This window comes from Streptomyces sp. SCSIO ZS0520, assembly GCF_025643355.1.
GTDB classification, from domain to species: domain Bacteria; phylum Actinomycetota; class Actinomycetes; order Streptomycetales; family Streptomycetaceae; genus Streptomyces; species Streptomyces physcomitrii.
This window is the reverse complement of record NZ_CP092644.1, coordinates 1,011,266-1,028,129: the sequence shown is the minus strand read 5'-3', so window position 1 is coordinate 1,028,129 and position 16,864 is coordinate 1,011,266. Positions and strand designations below refer to the sequence as shown.

The 16,864-nt window shown below is 72.7% G+C and carries 15 protein-coding genes and 1 pseudogene; 11 read left to right on the top strand and 5 right to left on the bottom strand.

The window, feature by feature from the left end:
- Window positions 1-186: 186 nt before the first annotated feature.
- Window positions 187-1,545 carry an NAD(P)/FAD-dependent oxidoreductase gene (locus MID12_RS03510; protein WP_040246649.1) on the bottom strand — a complete coding sequence of 453 codons (1,359 nt, stop codon included), beginning with the start codon at window positions 1,543-1,545 and terminating at the stop codon, window positions 187-189.
- Between the two features lie 267 nt (window positions 1,546-1,812).
- On the opposite strand from MID12_RS03510, the gene MID12_RS03505 reads away from it, so the two are divergent.
- Both MID12_RS03505 and MID12_RS03500 read left to right on the top strand, forming a co-directional pair.
- Window positions 1,813-3,282 (top strand): MFS transporter, encoded by a 1,470-nt coding sequence (locus MID12_RS03505; RefSeq protein ID WP_040246645.1) that lies wholly within the window; start codon window positions 1,813-1,815, stop codon window positions 3,280-3,282.
- 5 nt (window positions 3,283-3,287) lie between these two features.
- Window positions 3,288-3,881: a TetR family transcriptional regulator gene (locus MID12_RS03500; RefSeq protein ID WP_263164810.1), complete on the top strand. Its 594-nt coding sequence runs from the start codon at window positions 3,288-3,290 to the stop codon at window positions 3,879-3,881.
- A 16-nt stretch (window positions 3,882-3,897) separates the two neighbouring features.
- Here MID12_RS03500 and MID12_RS03495 read toward each other — a convergent pair whose 3' ends face one another.
- The 3 genes from MID12_RS03495 to MID12_RS03485 all read right to left on the bottom strand — a co-directional run bounded on the left by MID12_RS03495 (window position 3,898) and on the right by MID12_RS03485 (window position 7,480).
- The gene (locus MID12_RS03495) at window positions 3,898-4,407 is read right to left on the bottom strand and encodes a DUF6328 family protein (protein WP_040246644.1); all 510 of its coding nucleotides are present in this window, start codon (window positions 4,405-4,407) and stop codon (window positions 3,898-3,900) included.
- A gap of 16 nt (window positions 4,408-4,423) precedes the next feature.
- Window positions 4,424-4,972: a type 1 glutamine amidotransferase domain-containing protein gene (locus MID12_RS03490; RefSeq protein WP_040256147.1), complete on the bottom strand. Its 549-nt coding sequence runs from the start codon at window positions 4,970-4,972 to the stop codon at window positions 4,424-4,426.
- A gap of 75 nt (window positions 4,973-5,047) precedes the next feature.
- Window positions 5,048-7,480 carry a phosphoketolase gene (locus MID12_RS03485; protein WP_263164805.1) on the bottom strand — a complete coding sequence of 811 codons (2,433 nt, stop codon included), beginning with the start codon at window positions 7,478-7,480 and terminating at the stop codon, window positions 5,048-5,050.
- Window positions 7,481-7,793: 313 nt separating this feature from the next.
- Between MID12_RS03485 and MID12_RS03480 the strand changes: the two genes are divergently transcribed.
- The 7 genes and pseudogenes from MID12_RS03480 (at window position 7,794) to argF (ending at window position 14,465) form a co-directional block, all read left to right on the top strand.
- Complete coding sequence (locus tag MID12_RS03480) at window positions 7,794-8,189, top strand: cell division protein SepF (RefSeq protein ID WP_040246643.1); 396 nt, start codon at window positions 7,794-7,796, stop codon at window positions 8,187-8,189.
- Between the two features lie 162 nt (window positions 8,190-8,351).
- Window positions 8,352-9,545, top strand: coding sequence for an ATP-binding protein (locus MID12_RS03475; protein WP_397915353.1), 1,194 nt, complete (start codon window positions 8,352-8,354; stop codon window positions 9,543-9,545).
- Complete coding sequence (locus tag MID12_RS03470; RefSeq protein WP_263164803.1) at window positions 9,542-9,928, top strand: nucleotide pyrophosphohydrolase; 387 nt, start codon at window positions 9,542-9,544, stop codon at window positions 9,926-9,928. The genes MID12_RS03475 and MID12_RS03470 overlap by 4 nt, the downstream gene beginning before the upstream one ends.
- Before the next feature lie 217 nt (window positions 9,929-10,145).
- Window positions 10,146-10,595 (top strand): annotated as a pseudogene (locus MID12_RS03465) (DUF6099 family protein); the annotation flags it as partial.
- A gap of 327 nt (window positions 10,596-10,922) precedes the next feature.
- Window positions 10,923-11,846, top strand: coding sequence for an LLM class F420-dependent oxidoreductase (locus MID12_RS03460; protein ID WP_263164801.1), 924 nt, complete (start codon window positions 10,923-10,925; stop codon window positions 11,844-11,846).
- Between the two features lie 210 nt (window positions 11,847-12,056).
- A complete protein-coding gene (locus tag MID12_RS03455) occupies window positions 12,057-13,292 on the top strand; it encodes an arginine deiminase (RefSeq protein ID WP_263164799.1) in 1,236 nt (411 codons plus the stop codon).
- 159 nt (window positions 13,293-13,451) lie between these two features.
- Complete coding sequence (gene argF, locus MID12_RS03450) at window positions 13,452-14,465, top strand: ornithine carbamoyltransferase (RefSeq protein ID WP_263164797.1); 1,014 nt, start codon at window positions 13,452-13,454, stop codon at window positions 14,463-14,465.
- A 27-nt stretch (window positions 14,466-14,492) separates the two neighbouring features.
- Here the strand turns inward: argF and MID12_RS03445 are convergent, their stop codons facing one another.
- Window positions 14,493-14,954: an ATP-binding protein gene (locus MID12_RS03445; protein ID WP_052482081.1), complete on the bottom strand. Its 462-nt coding sequence runs from the start codon at window positions 14,952-14,954 to the stop codon at window positions 14,493-14,495.
- Between the two features lie 221 nt (window positions 14,955-15,175).
- Here MID12_RS03445 and MID12_RS03440 point away from each other — a divergent pair, with 221 nt between their 5' ends.
- Window positions 15,176-16,009, top strand: coding sequence for an alpha/beta fold hydrolase (locus MID12_RS03440; RefSeq protein ID WP_263164795.1), 834 nt, complete (start codon window positions 15,176-15,178; stop codon window positions 16,007-16,009).
- 118 nt (window positions 16,010-16,127) lie between these two features.
- Window positions 16,128-16,805: an NAD(P)H-binding protein gene (locus MID12_RS03435; RefSeq protein ID WP_040246634.1), complete on the top strand. Its 678-nt coding sequence runs from the start codon at window positions 16,128-16,130 to the stop codon at window positions 16,803-16,805.
- Window positions 16,806-16,864: the final 59 nt, after the last annotated feature.

Sequence of the window (16,864 nt, the reverse complement as noted above, 5' to 3'; positions counted from 1 at the left end):
ACTCGCACCGGGCTGGTTGCGCGAAGTCCACGCGCCGCACCCCGGCCTGAGCGCCTGATCGCCGATACCCGCCCAACTCCCGTTCCCCCGTGGCGAACAGCACCCGGCCCGGCACCGGCGGACGACCGGTACCGGGCCAACTGCCCTGTCCGTACGGGAGGTCGGGTGCCCGTCCCGCAGCGGTGCTCAGTGCCGCGCGTGCAAGGACTCGGTGTGCGCGCGTACCTGATCCGGCGTCAGATAGGTGTCCGTGTACTCGAAGTCCCGCAGCCGGGCCGGGCGGCGGGACTGGAATCCGGTACGGACGTAGTCGTCCCCGGCCGTGGCGTTCAGCAGCCAGTTGGTGAGGGTGCGCACCTTGGCGACATTGGTGCGCAGCGCCATCAGGTGGTAGCCGCGCGCCACCGCCTGCGCGGGCACCCCGGTGAGCTGCACCCCGAGCGGCTTGGACACCGCGTCCCGGCCGCCGAGGTCGACGACCAGGCCGAGATCCTTGTGCACATACGGCTCCAGCGGCTTGCCGCGCAGGCTCGCCAGGACGTTGTCGGCGACCGCCTTGCCCTGGCGCTGGGCGTGCTGCGCGGTCGGCGGGCACACCGCCCCGTCGCCCTTGGCGAGGTCGGGCACGGCCGCCGCGTCGCCGAGCGCGAACACCCCGTCGAAGCGCGGCACCGTCATCCGGTCGGTGACCACCAGCCTGCCCTTGACGGTCTCCGCGCCGAGCGTGCCGATCAGCGGGCTCGCGGCGACCCCCGCGGTCCACACCAGGGTCCGGCAGGGCAGCACCCGGCCGTCGGTGAGCGTGACCTGCTCCGCCTCCACCTTGGCCACCGAGACCCCGAGGGAGACCTCGATGCCGCGCCGCTGCAGGACGTGCATGGCGTCCGTGCCGAGCCGGTCGCCGAGTTCGGGCATCAGCTTCGGCGCGATGTCGACGATGTGCCACTTGATCTCCCGCGGGTCGAGCCGCGGATAGCGCTCGGCCGCCGCCGCGGTGATCCGCTGGAGGCAGGCCGCGGTCTCGGTGCCCGCGTAACCGCCGCCCACCACCACGAACTGGAGCCGGGAGCGCCGCTCCCGCTCGTCCGTCGTCGCGGCGGCGAGATCGAGCTGGCTGATGACGTGGTCGCGCAGATAGGCCGCCTCGGCGAGGGTCTTCATCCCCTGGGCGTGCTCGGTCAGACCGGGGATGTCGAAGGTGCGGGTGACGCTGCCGGGGGCGAGCACCAGATGGTCGTAGGGCTCGTTGACGAGTTCGTCGGTGATCTTGCGCAGGACGGCGACCTTGGCCACCGGGTCCACGCCGACGCAGCCGCCGGGGACGATCCGGGTGCCGCGCAGCCCGCGCCGCAGGGAGACCGCGACCGACTGCGGAGTCAGCACACCGGAGGCCACCTGGGGCAGGAGTGGCAGATACAGCTGGTAGCCGAAGGGCGTCGCCAGGGTGACCTGCGCCTCTCCCGGGCCGAGTTTGCGTTCCAGCCGACGGGCGCACTCCACTCCGGCGAAGCCGCCGCCGACGATGAGAATCCTGGGTCGTGTCATGGTCCTTCTCCTGCTCGCTCCCCGCCCGGTTCAGTCCACCGGTCCGGCAGGTGGGACAGTTCGGGGGAAACGGCCTACGCCGCCCGGGCGCCGCACGCTCCGCGGCGGCGGAACCGGCGACTCCGCGAGCGGGATCCGCGATCCGTGCGCGCACCGGCTCCCTCCGCAGGTGAGCGCGGTGGTGAATGCGAATTCACCAGGTAAGGTGAATGCGCATTCACCTCCCTGATCCGCCGCCCCCGAACCGCCGTGCCGCTGGAGACGCCCATGGAGCCCGCGATATCCGACGCCGGGCCGCCGTCCGGTCTGCGCAGAAGGCTCACCGTGCCGGTGCTCGCCTTCGGCGGCATCCTGATGGCCGTCATGCAGACCGTGGTCGTCCCGCTGCTGCCCGATCTGCCCCGGCTGACCGGCGCCTCCCCGGCCGCCGTCTCCTGGACGGTCACCGCCACCCTGCTCGCCGGCGCCGTGCTCACCCCCGTCCTCGGCCGCGCGGGCGACATGTACGGCAAGCGGCGGGTGCTGCTCGCCGCGCTCGCCCTGATGACCGCGGGCTCCGTGGTCTGCGCCCTCACCAGCGACATCCGGCTGCTGATCGCCGCCCGCGCGCTCCAGGGCGCCGCGGCCGCCGTCGTCCCGCTGTCGATCAGCATCCTGCGCGACGAACTGCCCCCGCACCGCACCGGTTCCGCCGTCGCCCTGATGAGTTCCACGGTCGGCATCGGCGCCGCCCTCGGACTGCCGCTGACCGCGCTGATCGTCCAGTACGCCGACTGGCACGTGATGTTCTGGGTGACCAGCGGGCTCGGCGCGAGCGGCCTCGCCGCCGCCTGGTGGGCGGTGCGCGAATCCCCCGTCCGCACCCCGGGCCGCTTCGACACCCTCGGCGCCCTCGGCCTCGCCACCGCCCTGGTCTGCCTGCTGCTCGCCGTCTCCCAGGGCGGCCAGTGGGGCTGGACCAGCACCACCGTCCTCGCCCTCTTCGCCGCAAGCCTGCTCACCGGCGCCCTGTGGTGGCGCCAGCAACTGCGCGCCCCGCGCCCGCTGGTGGACCTCCGCCTCGCCGTCCGGCCCCGGGTCGCGCTGCCGCATCTGACCGCCCTGCTCGCCGGGTTCGCCTTCTACGCCAACTCCCTGGTCACCGCGCAGCTCGTCCAGGCGCCCACCGAGACCGGCTACGGACTCGGCCTCTCCATCGTCGCGAGCGGCCTCTGCCTGCTGCCCAACGGCCTGATCATGCTGCTCTTCTCGCCGCTCTCGGCCCGGATCTCCGCCTCCCGCGGCCCGCGTATCACCCTCGCGCTGGGCGCCGTGGTGATCGCCCTCGGATACGTGGTCCGCATCGCCGACAGCCACGCCCTGTGGGTGATCGTCCTCGGCGGCGCCGTCGTCTCCACCGGCACCACCCTCGCGTACTCCGCGCTGCCGACCCTGATCCTGCGGGCCGTCCCCGTCGAGCAGACCGCCTCCTCCAACGGCGTCAACGTCCTCATGCGCACCATCGGGCAGGCCCTGTGCTCGGCCGCCGTCGCCGCGATCCTCGTCCACCACACCAGTACGGTCGGCGGCGCGCCCGTACCGACCCTGCACGGCTATCTGATGGCCTTCGCCCTCGCCGGTACCGTCGCCCTGGTCGCCTGCGCCGCCGCGCTCGCGATACCCGCCGAACCGCGGGCGGACCACCCGGGGCCGGGCAGCGGCCTGAGCACCCCGAAGCAGGCTCTCGAAGGGGCGTGAACGCCATGACCACTCCGGCGACCGGGCAGCGGCAGGCGGACGGCGGCGCCCCCGCGCGGCGGGACGCCGAGGAGACCCGGCGGGCCATCCTGCGCGCCGCCCGCCACCTGCTCGCCCGGCAGCCGCACGCCGACATCACCCTCAAGGCGATCGCCGCCCGCGCCGGGGTCAGCCCGCCCCTCGTGCTCAAGTACTTCGGCAACAAGGACGCCCTGCTCGCCCGCGTGATGTCCTTCGAGGAGGACGCCGCCGCCCTCCTCGACGCGCCGCTGGAATCCCTCGGCCGCCATATGGTCGAGCACCTGCTGCGCAGCCAGCTCGAACAGGGCGCCGACCCCATCCTGCGGATCGTCTTCGCCCCCCTGCACCGCGAGGACGGCGAGATCCTGCGCGCCAACTTCCGTACCCAGGTGGCCGAACGCCTCACCGCCCGGCTGGAAGGACCCGACGCGGGGCTGCGCGCGGAGCTCGCCGTCGCGATGCTGCTCGGCCTCGGCGTGATGTTCGGCATCGCCCGCGGCCCCCGGCTGCGGGCCGAGCCGGTGCCCCGCCTGGTCGACCGGTACGCGCCCGGGGTGCAGGCCCACCTCACGCCCTGACGTCACCGGCGCCCGCTCACTCCTCGCCGCTCTCCCGCCGGCCGTAGCGGATCCGCGCCCAGACCGGCAGTACGAACCAGGTCAGCGCGAAGACCGCGGTGACGCCCGCGGCGATCCACGGCACCGCGTCGTTGTGCAGCGCGACCCGCAGGATCAGCAGCATCGCCGAGCTGATCGTGCAGAGCAGCAGCACCAGCCCGACGATCGTCATCCCCGAGGCCCAGGTCACCGTCTCCGGCTTGAGCCGCTTGCCGGTCACCAGGCGGTGGAAGGAGACCGGGCCTATCAGCACACCCGTCGCCGAGGCCCCGAGGACCGCGGTCACCACGTACAAGTTCCGGTCCGCCGTGGACAGTTCGGGGAAGCGCGGGGTGAACGCCACCGTCAGCAGGAAGCCCAGCAGGATCTGGACGCCGGTCTGCGCCACCCGGACCTCCTGGAGCAGCTCGGCCCAGCGGCGGTCGGCGCGCTGCTCGGCCGTCTCCCGGCGGCCGGGTGTGGTCCAGCCCCCCTCCGGTTCGGTCATGCTCGCGACTCCTCCCTCAGGCCCGGTCCCGCTGCGCGCCGAACTCCCGTACCGCCGCCGCGCAGAAGGCCTCCAGATCGTCCGGTTTGCGGCTGCTGATCAGGGTGTTGGGACCGCTGGTGCAGACCATGACCTCCTCGTCCACCCAACTGCCGCCCGCGTTGCGGATGTCCGTCTTCAGGCTCGGCCAGGAGGTGAGGGTGCGCCCCGGCAGCACGCCCGCCTCGACCAGCGTCCACGGGCCGTGGCAGATCACCGCCACCGGCTTCTCCGCGGTGAAGAAGCTCCGGACCAGGGCGACGGCGGCCTCGTCGGTGCGCAGGAAGTCCGGGTTGGCCACCCCGCCGGGCAGCACCAGACCGTCGAAGTCCGCCGCGCTCGTCTCGCCCGCCGTCAGGTCCACCGGGAAGGTGTCCGCCTTGTCGAGGTGGTGGAAGCCCTGCACGCTGCCGGGTGCGGTGGACACCAACTGCGCCTGGCCGCCCGCCTTTTCGACGGCAGCCCAGGGCTCGGTCAGCTCGACCTGCTCGACGCCCTCGGGCGCCACGAGGAATGCGATACGCATGGTGTGCTGCTCCTTGCTGAGGTTGTCCGGCTCGTTCGCCGCGGTCCGATCCACCCCGCTGGGCCGGACCGGATCTCACGACCAGGTCCACTCCCTGATCTCCGGCAGGTCCTGTCCCTCCCGTACGACATAGGCGCGGTGGTCGGCGCGCTTGTCCTTGAGCCGCTGCCGTACCGAGATCGCCGTCAGGGCGAGTCCGGGGACCCGGTCGATGACGTCCATCGCGAGCCGGTAGCGGTCCATGTCGTTGAGGACGAGCATGTCGAAGGGGGTCGTCGTGGTGCCCTCCTCCTTGTAGCCGCGGACATGGAAGTTGTCGTGGCCCCGGCGCCGGTACGTCAGCCGGTGGATCAGCCAGGGATAGCCGTGGTACGCGAAGATCACCGGCTTGTCGGTGGTGAACACCGCATCGAAACCACGGTCGTTGAGGCCGTGCGGATGCTGGTCCGGGGGCAGCAGCCGCATCAGGTCGACCACGTTCACCACCCGCACCGCGAGCCCCGGCAGCTCCTCGCGCAGCAGCTTCGCCGCCGCCATGACCTCCGTGGTCGGCACATCGCCCGCCGCCGCGAGGACCACATCGGGGGCCCGGCCCGTGTCGGTGCCCGCCCAGTCCCAGACGCTGACCCCGCGCTCCACGTGGTGGACCGCCTCGTCCAGGTCCAGCCAGTCGAAGGAGGGCTGCTTGCCCGCGACCACGATGTTGATCCGGTCCCGGGAGTCCAGGGTGCGCGCGGCCACCGCGAGCAGGGAGTTGGCGTCCGGCGGCAGATAGACCCGGATCGTCTCCGGGTCCTTGTTGACCATGTGGTCCACGAAGCCGGGGTCCTGGTGCGAGAAGCCGTTGTGGTCCTGGCGCCACACATGCGAGGTCAGCAGGTAGTTGAGCGAGGACACCGGCATCCGCCACGGCAGCTCCCGGGACACCTTGAGCCACTTCGCGTGCTGGTTCGCCATCGAGGTGACGATGTGGATGAAGGCCTCGTACGAGGAGAAGAGGCCGTGCCTGCCGGTGAGCAGGTAACCCTCCAGCCAGCCCTGGCAGTTGTGCTCGGAGAGCATCTCCAGGACCCGGCCGTGACGGCTGAGGTCCTCGTCGGTGCCGAGCACCTCCTCCTGCCAGCCCTTGCCGGAGACCTCGTAGACCTCCTGGAGCCGGTTGGAGGCGGTCTCGTCCGGGCCGAAGAGCCGGAAGTCGCGGCGCTCGGCGGTGTCCCGCATCAGCTCGCGCAGCAGGCCGCCGAGGACCCGGGTCGGCTCGTGCTGCCCGGTGCCGGGGCTCGGCACGGGCACCGCGTGCCGGGCGATGTCGAGAGCGGGCAGGCTCCGCAGCAGGCGGCCGCCGTTGGCATGCGGATTCGAGCCGAGCCGCCGCTCACCGTCCGGCACCTGGGCGAGCAGTTCCGGCCACGGCCGCCCCTGCGCGTCGAAGAGCTCCGATGGCCGGTAACCGCGCATCCACTCCTCGAGTTGCGCCAGATGCCCGGGGTCGTCGCGCACCCCGGACAGGGGCACCTGGTGCGCGCGCCAGGTCCCCTCCACCGGCTTCCCGTCGACCTCCCGCGGCCCGGTCCAGCCCTTGGGCGTACGCAGCACGATCATCGGCCACCGGGGCCGGACACCGGCGCCCTCCTCGCGGGCCGCCCGCTGGAACGCGGCGATCCGGTCCAGGCAGCGGTCGAAGGCGGCGGCCAGGGCGTGGTGCACCCGCTCCGGGTCCTCGCCGGTCACGTACACCGGCTCGTGCCCGTATCCGCGCAGCAGGGCGTCGAGTTCCTCCTGCGGGAGCCGGGCGAGCACCGTGGGGTTGGCGATCTTGTAGCCGTTCAGGTGCAGGATCGGCAGCACCGCCCCGTCGTGCACCGGGTCGAGGAACTTGTTGCCGTGCCAGCCGGTGGCCAGCGGCCCGGTCTCCGCCTCGCCGTCCCCGACGATCGCCGCGACCACCAGGGAGGGGTTGTCGAAGGCGGCCCCGTAGGCGTGCGCGAGCGAGTAGCCCAGCTCGCCGCCCTCGTGGATCGAGCCGGGGACCTCGGGCGCCACATGGCTCGGGATCCCGCCGGGGAAGGAGAACTGCTGGAACAGCCGGGCCATGCCCGCGCCGTCCCGGCTCACATCCGGGTACACCTGCGAGTAGCTGCCGTCCAGCCAGCAGCAGGCCACCGTCGCGGGGCCGCCGTGGCCGGGCCCGGTCACATGGATCATGTCCAGGCCGCGGGCGCTGATCACCCGGTTCAGATGCGCGTAGACGAGGGTGAGCCCGGGCGTCGTACCCCAGTGCCCGAGCAGCCGGGGCTTGATGTGCTCCGGGGCCAGCGGCTCGCCGAGGAGCGGGTTGTCGAGCAGGTAGATCTGCCCCACGGCCAGGTAGTTCGCCGCGCGCCAGTACCGCGAGAGCACCGAGATCTCGCTCTCGGACAGATAGTCGGTGTGCTCGGACGGGTACGCGCTCTCCTCGGCCGGGGTCCCGGCCGCCTCGTTCGGTTGGGCAGTCTCAGCAGCGCTCATGAAGGGCCGCGCCTCTCCGCTCGCGGACGTGTGCGAGGTACGTGTTCCCAGACTCCGGCGGTCCTCACCTCCGCGCGACTCCGCTTCCGCCGCGGGCCGTCTCCGGGCGGGGCGCACGGCGCTCCCGCCGCGCCTTGCGGCCGGGCCCTCCCCTCCTGGCGGGCCGCCCTCGCCCGGGGCGCGGGGCATACGACCGCGGGGCGAGTGGCATACGACACGGGGCGCACCCGTGTCGCAGTTGGGCCGATCGGGTGAAGGCGGGTAAGAATTGCGCCGTGCAGAAAACCAGGACGAGCCAGGGCGAGGTGGAGAAGTGAACGGCCACGACGTCACCGACGAACAGTGGGAAGGGCTCGCCCAGGTGGTTCCGCTGCGCAACGGCGGGGACTGGCCCTCCTGGCCCGGGCATCCGGCCCTGGCCGACCCGGGCGCCGGCACCGAACTGCGCCGCAAGTTCGTCGTGCTGCGGATCAACGTCTTCGCCGACGCCCGCGAGGTCGCCGAGACCCTGATGGCGCAGATCCCGGTGCTCCTCGACCTCACCGGGGCCGAGACCGCCGTCGCCAAGCGGGTCCTCGACTTCAGCAGCGGAGTCGTCTTCGGCCTCAACTGCGGGATGCACCGCGTCGATCGCAATGTCTTCCTGCTCTCCCCGGCCGGCACCGAGGTCCAGGGGCTCATCGAGGACGCCACGGCGCCCGGGCTCTAGAACTCGCACGCGTGGCCGGATCCATCTGCCGCGCCGTCCCTTTCCGGACATACGGCTCGGCCGGCGGAAATCCGTACAGGGCACCGGCCCGGTCGCACGATCGTGGGAAGCGGTACCGGGCAAAACGGTTCGCCTGACGGGCGCGCGCTTAGCGTCCGGAATATGACCTTGACCATGACCGACGCCGCCCCGGGGCCCTCCGGCCGGGCCGGCGCGGCCGCGCGGCCCGACCGCCCCACGCTCACCGAACTGCGCCTGTCCGCCTTCGCGGGCCACCGCAGGACCACGATCCCGCTCGGTCCGCTCACCTTCCTCAGCGGCCCCAGCGGCAGCGGCAAGTCGACCGCCCTGCGCGCCTACGCGGCGCTCGCCCGGCTCGCCTCGGGGGACGCGCTGGACGAGGTCTTCCCCGACCCGGTCTCCTGCGTGCCGGAGTCGGCCCGGGCCGACAGCCAGGGCCGCCGCGGATTCCGTATCGGCTGCACGGTCGACGGCCCGGCCGGACCGGTCCGCCTCGACCTCGCCGTGCAGGCCGAACCGGGGCTGCGCATCGTCGGCGAGCGGCTCACCGCGGGCCCGCTCACCCTGCTGGAGACCGCCCTGCGCGACCCCGGCAAGCGCGCCGTCCAGGCGGCCTGGCACACCGCGGGCAGCGCCCCGGTCACCCGCGCCCCGCTCCCCGACGACCTCCTCGGCACCGCGCTGCTCCCGCTGCGCGTCGCGGGCAAGACCGCCGGGCAGCGCCAAGTCCTCGCTGCCGCCGAGCAGATGGTGGTGGCGCTGCGCTCGGTCTTCGGCTGCGACCCGCAGCCGGGCCGGATGCGCCGGGCGGTCCCCACCGGTCAGGGGCGGCTGCTCGGCGACTGCGCCAACCTCGCCGAGGTGCTGCGCCGCACCCACGCCGAGTGCCCCATCCGGCACGGCATCCTGGTCCGCACCCTGGGCGCCGGATGCCGGGGCACCACCGCCGACCTGCTCGCCGAGGAGCTCGGCGGCGGACGGGTGCGGGCGGTGCTCCAGCGCCGGGACGGCGGCCGCACCCCCGTCGAACGGCTCGGCGACGGCGAACTGCGCTTCCTCGCCCTCGCCCTGGTCCTGCTCACCGGGCCCGGGGTGCTCGAAGTCGATCCCGCGGCCGAGGTGCCGGAGGCCTTCCAGGCGCTCACCGTGCTCGCCGACGGCTTCGACCGGGGCCTGGACCTGCGCCAACTCGGCGAGCTGGGGCGGCTCGCGGCCCAGACCTGCGCCCGCGGCCACATCCGCCTGCTCGCGGCGGTCGGCAGCACCGACTGGCTGCCGGAGCCGCCGGACGGGGCAGGGCCCGGTGCGCTGCGGGTGGTAGACCTGGGGCGGTGACCACAGCCGACACCCCGCCCCCGCCCGACCTCGCGGCGCTGCGCCGCCGCCTCGCCGACTTCGCCGCCGCGCGCCGCTGGGAGCCATACCACACCCCGAAGAACCTCGCGGCGGCGCTCAGCGTCGAGGCCTCCGAACTCCTGGAGATCTTCCAGTGGCTGACGCCCGAGGAGTCGCTGCGCGTGCTGGACGAGCCCGGCAGCGCGCACCGGGTCCGCGACGAGGTGGCGGACGTCCTCGCCTATCTGCTGCAGTTCTGCGAGGTGCTCGGCATCGATCCGCTGGCCGCCCTGGACGCCAAGATCACGCGCAATGAAGCGCGCTTCCCGGTGCCCGGGAGCGGCGCGGAGGCCGGTGGCGACGGGGGAGCGGCGAACCGGTAACAGGCCCTGGGCGCCTGCCAGTTGCCCGGGTTTCGTCACTTTACGTCACCTTCGGATGTCACTCTCCGGAGTGGCAAAGTTGTCCACAGGTAACTTCTGTCCACAGTTTTCCGACTACCCCTGGCTTTTTGTTGTCGGAGCCCTCACGCTGGGTAGTGACAAAGGGAGTTCGGGTAAACGCACAGTAAGCGTGTGGACAGGGGAGACGGGGCAGCGCATGGATGCGGTGCGGCTCATCGGAGTAGGCAGGCGTGCCCTGGCGGACAGTCATGAGGCGCCGGACGTGATGGTGGAGGCCTGGCAGGCGCAGTCGCTCGCCCAGGCCATCGGAAGCAGGCTGGCGGTCGCCGGACCCCCGGAATTACGGGGCGAGGCACTGGGGTTGAGCGAGATCGGCGGTCGCGGCTGCGGCGCGCTCACCTCGCCGTTGTTCGGCGTCGACCAGATCCGCGCCGCGCAGCTGTCCGAGATCCCGGACGCGCGCGAGACCCTCACCGGCCTCGGCGCACTGCTGGGAGAGGTGGGCATCGCCCTGGTCGGCATCGCCTCGACGGCGGCGGAGGACAGGATCTACTGGCAGTGCATGGAGGCCATCGACGCCGCCGACGAGTGCCAGGACCGGATCCTGGAGATGCTGCGCCGCCTCACCGACCGCGAGCACGCGCTCACGGAGTCGGCGGGCGACCCGGACCCGGCCGAGGAGGAGGCCGGGTCCGGCGGAGGCGGCGCGGGCGGCCTCGGCGGCAGCCACGGCCCCGCCTTACGGGCCCGGCCCGGGGTGACCCGGCGCGCGGTGGTGGAGATGGGAGCCGTGATGGAGATACAGACCGACCCCGAGTGGGTGGGGTGAACCGCCGCCGGGCGGGGCGGACATGGGCCCCGCGCGCCGCGGCGAACGGGACGGCGGCCCGTACCGCGACCCGTGCGGATCGCGCCCCGCACCACGGGCCCGGCCTGCGCGGAGCGACGGCGGGGCGGAGTGCAGGATGGAGGCATGGATCTCCGCATCTTCACCGAACCGCAGCAGGGCGCCACCTACGAGACCCTGCTCAAGGTCGCCAAGGCGACCGAGGATCTGCACTTCGACGCCTTCTTCCGCTCGGACCACTACCTGAGCATGGGAGGCGCGGACGGGCTCCCCGGCCCCACCGACGCCTGGATCACCCTCGCCGGTCTCGCCCGTGAGACCAGCCGCATCCGCCTCGGCACGCTGATGACGGCGGGCACCTTCCGGCTCCCCGGCGTGCTGGCGATCCAGGTCGCCCAGGTCGACCAGATGTCCGGCGGGCGGGTTGAACTCGGCCTCGGCACCGGGTGGTTCGAGGAGGAGCACACCGCGTACGGCATCCCCTTCCCGAAGGAGAAGTTCGGCAGGCTGGAGGAGCAGCTGGCCATCGTGACCGGGCTGTGGAGCACCCCGCTCGGCGAGACCTTCACCCACCAGGGCGGCCACTACCAGCTCAGCGACTCGCCCGCGCTCCCCAAACCGGCGCAGGCCAAGGTGCCGGTCCTGGTGGGCGGCCACGGGGCGAAGCGCACCCCGCGGCTCGCGGCCCGCTACGCCGACGAGTTCAACATCCCCTTCGCCTCCCTGGAGGACACCCGCCGCCAGTTCGGCCGGGTGCGGGAGGCGGTCCGGGAGGCGGGCCGGGCCCCGCGGGAGATGGTGTACTCCAACGCCCTGGTCGCCTGCGTCGGCAAGGACGAGGCCGAGGTCGCCCGCCGGGCCGCGGCCATCGGCCGCCAGGTCGACGAGCTGAGGGCCAACGGGCTCGCGGGCTCACCGGCCGAAGTGGTCGACAAGATCGGCCAGTACGCGGAGGCCGGGTCCGAGCGCATCTACCTCCAGATCCTCGACCTGGACGATCTGGACCATCTCGAACTCATCTCCGGCCAGGTCCAGTCGCAGCTGAGCTGAGAGGGCTCCCGCCGGGCTCCCTCCGCTCCGGCGGGGGCCCGGCCGCTCACCCCTCCCGTCCGCCCCGTCACGCTTCGTCGCCCCCGCGCAGGAAGACCTCCGGTGCGGGGCCCCGCTTCGTACACGCTGATCACGGAAACCGGCCTCAGACCCACAACTTTCCGGTGGAAGGGCCCGCATCGGGCCCCCGGCCGGGGAAATATGGACCCCATGGGATATCACGTCGACTCCGAGACCGGACGCCTGCGCCGCGTCATCCTCCACCGGCCGGACCTGGAGCTGAAACGCCTCACGCCCAGCAACAAGGACGCGCTGCTCTTCGATGACGTCCTGTGGGTACGCCGTGCCCGGCAGGAGCACGACGGCTTCGCGGATGTGCTGCGCGACCGCGGGGTGACCGTGCACCTCTTCGGCGATCTGCTGCGCGAGACGGTGGCGCTGTCCAAGGCCCGGTCCCTCGTGCTGGACCGGGTCTTCGACGAGAAGGAGTACGGGCCGCTCGCCACCGACCATCTGCGCGCCGCCTTCGAGACGATGAGCGCGGCGGAGCTGACCGAGGTGCTCATCGGCGGCATGACGAAGCGGGAGTTCCTGGAGCAGCACCCCGAGCCGACCTCCGTGCGCTTCCACGCCATGGAGCTCGACGACTTCCTCCTCGGCCCGCTGCCCAACCACCTCTTCACCCGCGACACTTCGGCCTGGGTCTACGACGGTGTCTCGATCAACGCCATGCGGTGGCCGGCCCGGCAGCGCGAGACCGTGCACTTCGAGGCCATCTACCGGCACCACCCGCTGTTCGCCGCGGAGAGCGCGGGCCCCTTCCACACCTGGTCCGAGGGGCAGGCGGACTATCCGTCGACCATCGAGGGCGGCGACGTCCTGGTCATCGGCAACGGCGCGGTGCTGATCGGCATGAGCGAGCGCACCACCCCGCAGGCCGTGGAGATGCTCGCGCACAAGCTCTTCGCGGCCGGTTCGGCCCGCACCATCGTGGCCCTGGACATGCCCAAGCGCCGTGCCTTCATGCATCTGGACACGGTGATGACCATGGTCGACGCCGATACGTTCACGCAGTACGCGGGGCTCGGGATGCTGCGCTCGTACAGCATCGAACCCGGGGTGGACGCCAAGGAGCTGAAGGTCACCGACCACCCGCCGGAGCACATGCACCGGGCGATCGCGGCGGCCCTCGGGCTCAACGAGATCCGGGTGCTCACCGCGATCCAGGACGTGCACGCCGCCGAGCGCGAGCAGTGGGACGACGGCTGCAATGTCCTCGCCGTCGAGCCGGGCGTGGTGGTCGCCTACGAGCGCAACGCGACCACCAACACGCATCTGCGCAAGCAGGGCATCGAGGTCATAGAGATCCCCGGCAGCGAACTCGGCCGCGGCCGGGGCGGACCGCGCTGCATGAGCTGCCCGGTCGAGCGCGACGCCGTGTCCTGAGCGCGTCCGCCGTTCGGTCCCCGGCGGGCCGGTCCACCGGGGTACCGGGGGGCCGGCCCGTCATAGTGAGGACGGTCACCTGCCCTTCTCGCATAGAAATGTGGCGCACCGTATAGAATTCCATTGTCTTTGTCTGCTGTGCGACCCAGGAGCGCCCCGATGGCGACTGTCCCGCCCGGCCTCGCCGGCCGCCACTTCCTCAAGGAGCTCGACTTCGAGGCCGAGGAGTTCCGCTCCCTGATCGCGCTCGCCGCCGAGCTGAAGGCGGCCAAGCGGGCGGGCGGCGAGGCCCGGCGCCTGGTGGGCAGGAACATCGCGCTCATCTTCGAGAAGACCTCCACCCGGACCCGCTGCGCCTTCGAGGTCGCCGCGGCCGACCAGGGCGCCACCACCACCTACCTCGACCCAGCGGGCTCGCAGATGGGCCACAAGGAGTCGGTGAAGGACACCGCGCGGGTGCTCGGCCGGATGTTCGACGCCATCGAGTACCGGGGGGACAGCCAGGAGAAGGTCGAGGAGTTCGCCGCGCACGCGGGCGTCCCGGTCTACAACGGACTGACCGACGACTGGCACCCCACCCAGATGCTGGCCGACATCCTCACCATGACCGAGCACGCCGACCGCCCCCTGGCGGAGCTGGCCTTCGCCTACCTCGGCGACGCCCGCTTCAACATGGGCAACTCCTACCTGATCACCGGCGCCCTGCTCGGCATGGACGTCCGCATCGTGGCGCCCGAGGCCTACTGGCCCGCCGAGCCCGTGATCGCCCGGGCCCGCCTCCTCGCCGAGCAGAGCGGCGCCCGGCTGACCCTCACCGAGGAGGTCGCCGAGGGCGTCCGGGGCGCCGACTTCATCGCCACCGACGTCTGGGTCTCGATGGGGGAGCCGAAGGAGGTCTGGGACGAGCGGATCCTGGCGCTGCGGCCCTACGCCGTGACCATGGACGTCCTGCGCGCCACCGGGAAACCGGAGGTGAAGTTCCTGCACTGCCTGCCCGCCTTCCACGACCTCGGTACGAAGATCGGGCGGGAGATCCACGAACGCCACGGCCTCAGCTCACTGGAGGTCACCGACGAGGTCTTCGAGTCCGCGCACTCGGTCGTCTTCGACGAGGCCGAGAACCGGATGCACACCATCAAGGCGGTCCTGGTGGCCACCCTCGGCGGCAGGTGACGGCGGCCGTACGGGAGCGGCTCCCGCTCAGGCGGTCGGGTGCCGCTGCTGGGGGATCGCGGGCAGCGTGAACCACACGGCCTTGCCCGAGTCGGTGGGGCGGTGGCCGCAGGACAGGCTCAGCGTGCGGATCAGGAGCAGGCCCCGGCCGTGCTCCAGCCACGGGTCGGGCTCCTCGGCCGGTCCCGGGTAGGACATGTCACCCGGCGGCTCCGGGTTGCGGTCGTGCACCTCGACCTGGCAGCCGGTCGGCAGGACCTCCACGACGAGTTCGATGGGGGCGTCCCCCGAGCTGTGCTCCACGGCGTTGGCGACCAGCTCGGCCGTCAGGAGTTCCGCGGTGTCGCAGTCCGCGCCGTGTTCGAGCTCCGCCAGCGCCGTACGCACCAGGGAGCGCGCGACGGGCACGGCTGCCGCGGTGTGCGGCAGCTCGACACGCCACGTGGGGAGTCTGGTGAGTTCGTACAAGGCCCTCGGTCCGTTCCACAGCGGGCATTCCTCCGCCCACCTTACGAAGGCCCGCAGCGGAACGGGGAGAGGCTCCCGTCACACACCGGCCGGGACCTTCGGCCCTCCCGCGCACGCGGCGTCCCCGGCCCGCGACAGCCCGTGAGAGCGCCGCGCTCACGCCCGTACCGGGCACGTCCTAGAGTTGGCCTGACGCACGAGCGAGGGTGCCCCGCCCAGCGCGAGGGCCGAAAGGCGCGCCGATGCCGGAGATCGACCTGACCGCGGGACCCGTCGCCTACGAGGACACCGGCGGCACCGGCCCGGTGATCGTCCTGCTGCACGGACTGGTCCACGACGCGAGCGTCTGGCGCAAGGTGGTCCCGCAACTGCGCGGCGACTACCGCGTCCTTGCGCCCACCCTGCCCTACGGCGCGCACCGCAGGCCGATGGACCCGCGGGTGCCGCTCTCCCCGGACACCGTCATCGCGCTCGTCGCCGAGTTCCTGGAACGGCTCGACCTGCGCGAGGTCACCCTGGTGGAGAGCGACTGCGGACGCGCGCAGACCGTCGCCGTCCGGCACCCCGAGCGCCTCGCCCGCCTCGTCCTCGTCTCCTGCGAGGCCTTCGACAACTATCCGCCGGGACTGCCCGGCAAGATGCTCTCCCTCGCCTGCCGGGTGCCCGGCGGGGTGCCGCTCCTCGCGCGGGTGCTCGGCCTCAGGGCGCTGCGGCGGCTGCCGGTGGGCCTCGGCGCACTCACCAGGCGCCCGGTGCCCGCCGAGATCGCCGAGGGATGGCTGCGCCCGCTGCGCACCGACCCGGCGATCCGCCACGACTTCCGGCGCTACAACAAGGGCGTCCGCAGATCCGAGCTGACCGAGGCGGCCGAGGGCCTGACCGGCTTCGACAAGCCCGCCCTCGTGGTCTGGGCGGCGGACGACCTGATGATGCCGCGGGCCCACGGGCGCAGGCTCGCCGCACTGCTGCCGCAGGGCCGCCTGCACGAGATCGCGGACACGCGCACCCTGATCGCCGAGGACCAGCCGGAGCAACTGGTCGCGGTCCTGCGGGAGTTCATGGCCACCACCGGTTGAGGCGCGCGGCGGGGGCGGCTCATCGCGGGCGCCGGCTGCTGGTACCGTCCGGGTCCCGGCCGCCACCGGCACCGGCGCGCTGCCGGAGCCGCCGCACCCCACCGCCCGGGAGGGCCCCGTGCACGTACTTCTCTTCGGCGCCTCCGGCATGGTCGGACAGGGGGTGCTGCGCGAGTGCCTGCGCGACGAAGGCGTCGCCTCGGTGCGTGCCGTGGTCCGCGCGCCGCTCGGCGTCTCGCACCCCAAGCTCCGCGAGCTGCGGCACCAGGACTTCACCGACTTCTCCGCGCTCACCGCCGAGTTCGCCGACACCGACGCCTGCTTCTTCTGCCTCGGCGTCTCCGCGGCGGGCTACGACGAGCGCGAGTACACCACCGTCACCTACGACTACGCCCTCGCCGCGGCCCGCGCGCTGCCGGCCAAGCCCGAGCTGGCCTTCGTGTACGTCTCGGGGGAGGGCACCGACGGCACCGAGCAGGGCCGCCGGATGTGGGCCCGGGTGAAGGGCCGTACCGAGAACGCCCTGCTCGCCCGGGACTTCGAGGCGTACATGTTCCGGCCGGGCTTCATCAAGCCCCTGCACGGCGCCCGCTCGCGCACCCGCTGGTACCGCCTCTTCTACCTGGCGACCTCCTGGCTCTACCCGGTGCTGCGCCTCCTCGGGCCCGCCCATGTCACCACCACCGAGAACGTCGGCCGCGCCATGCTCGTGGTCAGCCGCCGCGGCGGCACCGGGCCGCGCGTCCTGGACAGCCGGGCGATCAACACGGCGGCGCGGGAGTACGTGCAGGGGTAGGCCTCTCGGAGCCTGCCCCCCCGGGGCCGGGTGCCCTCTTCCGGCGGTTGGCGTGCCCC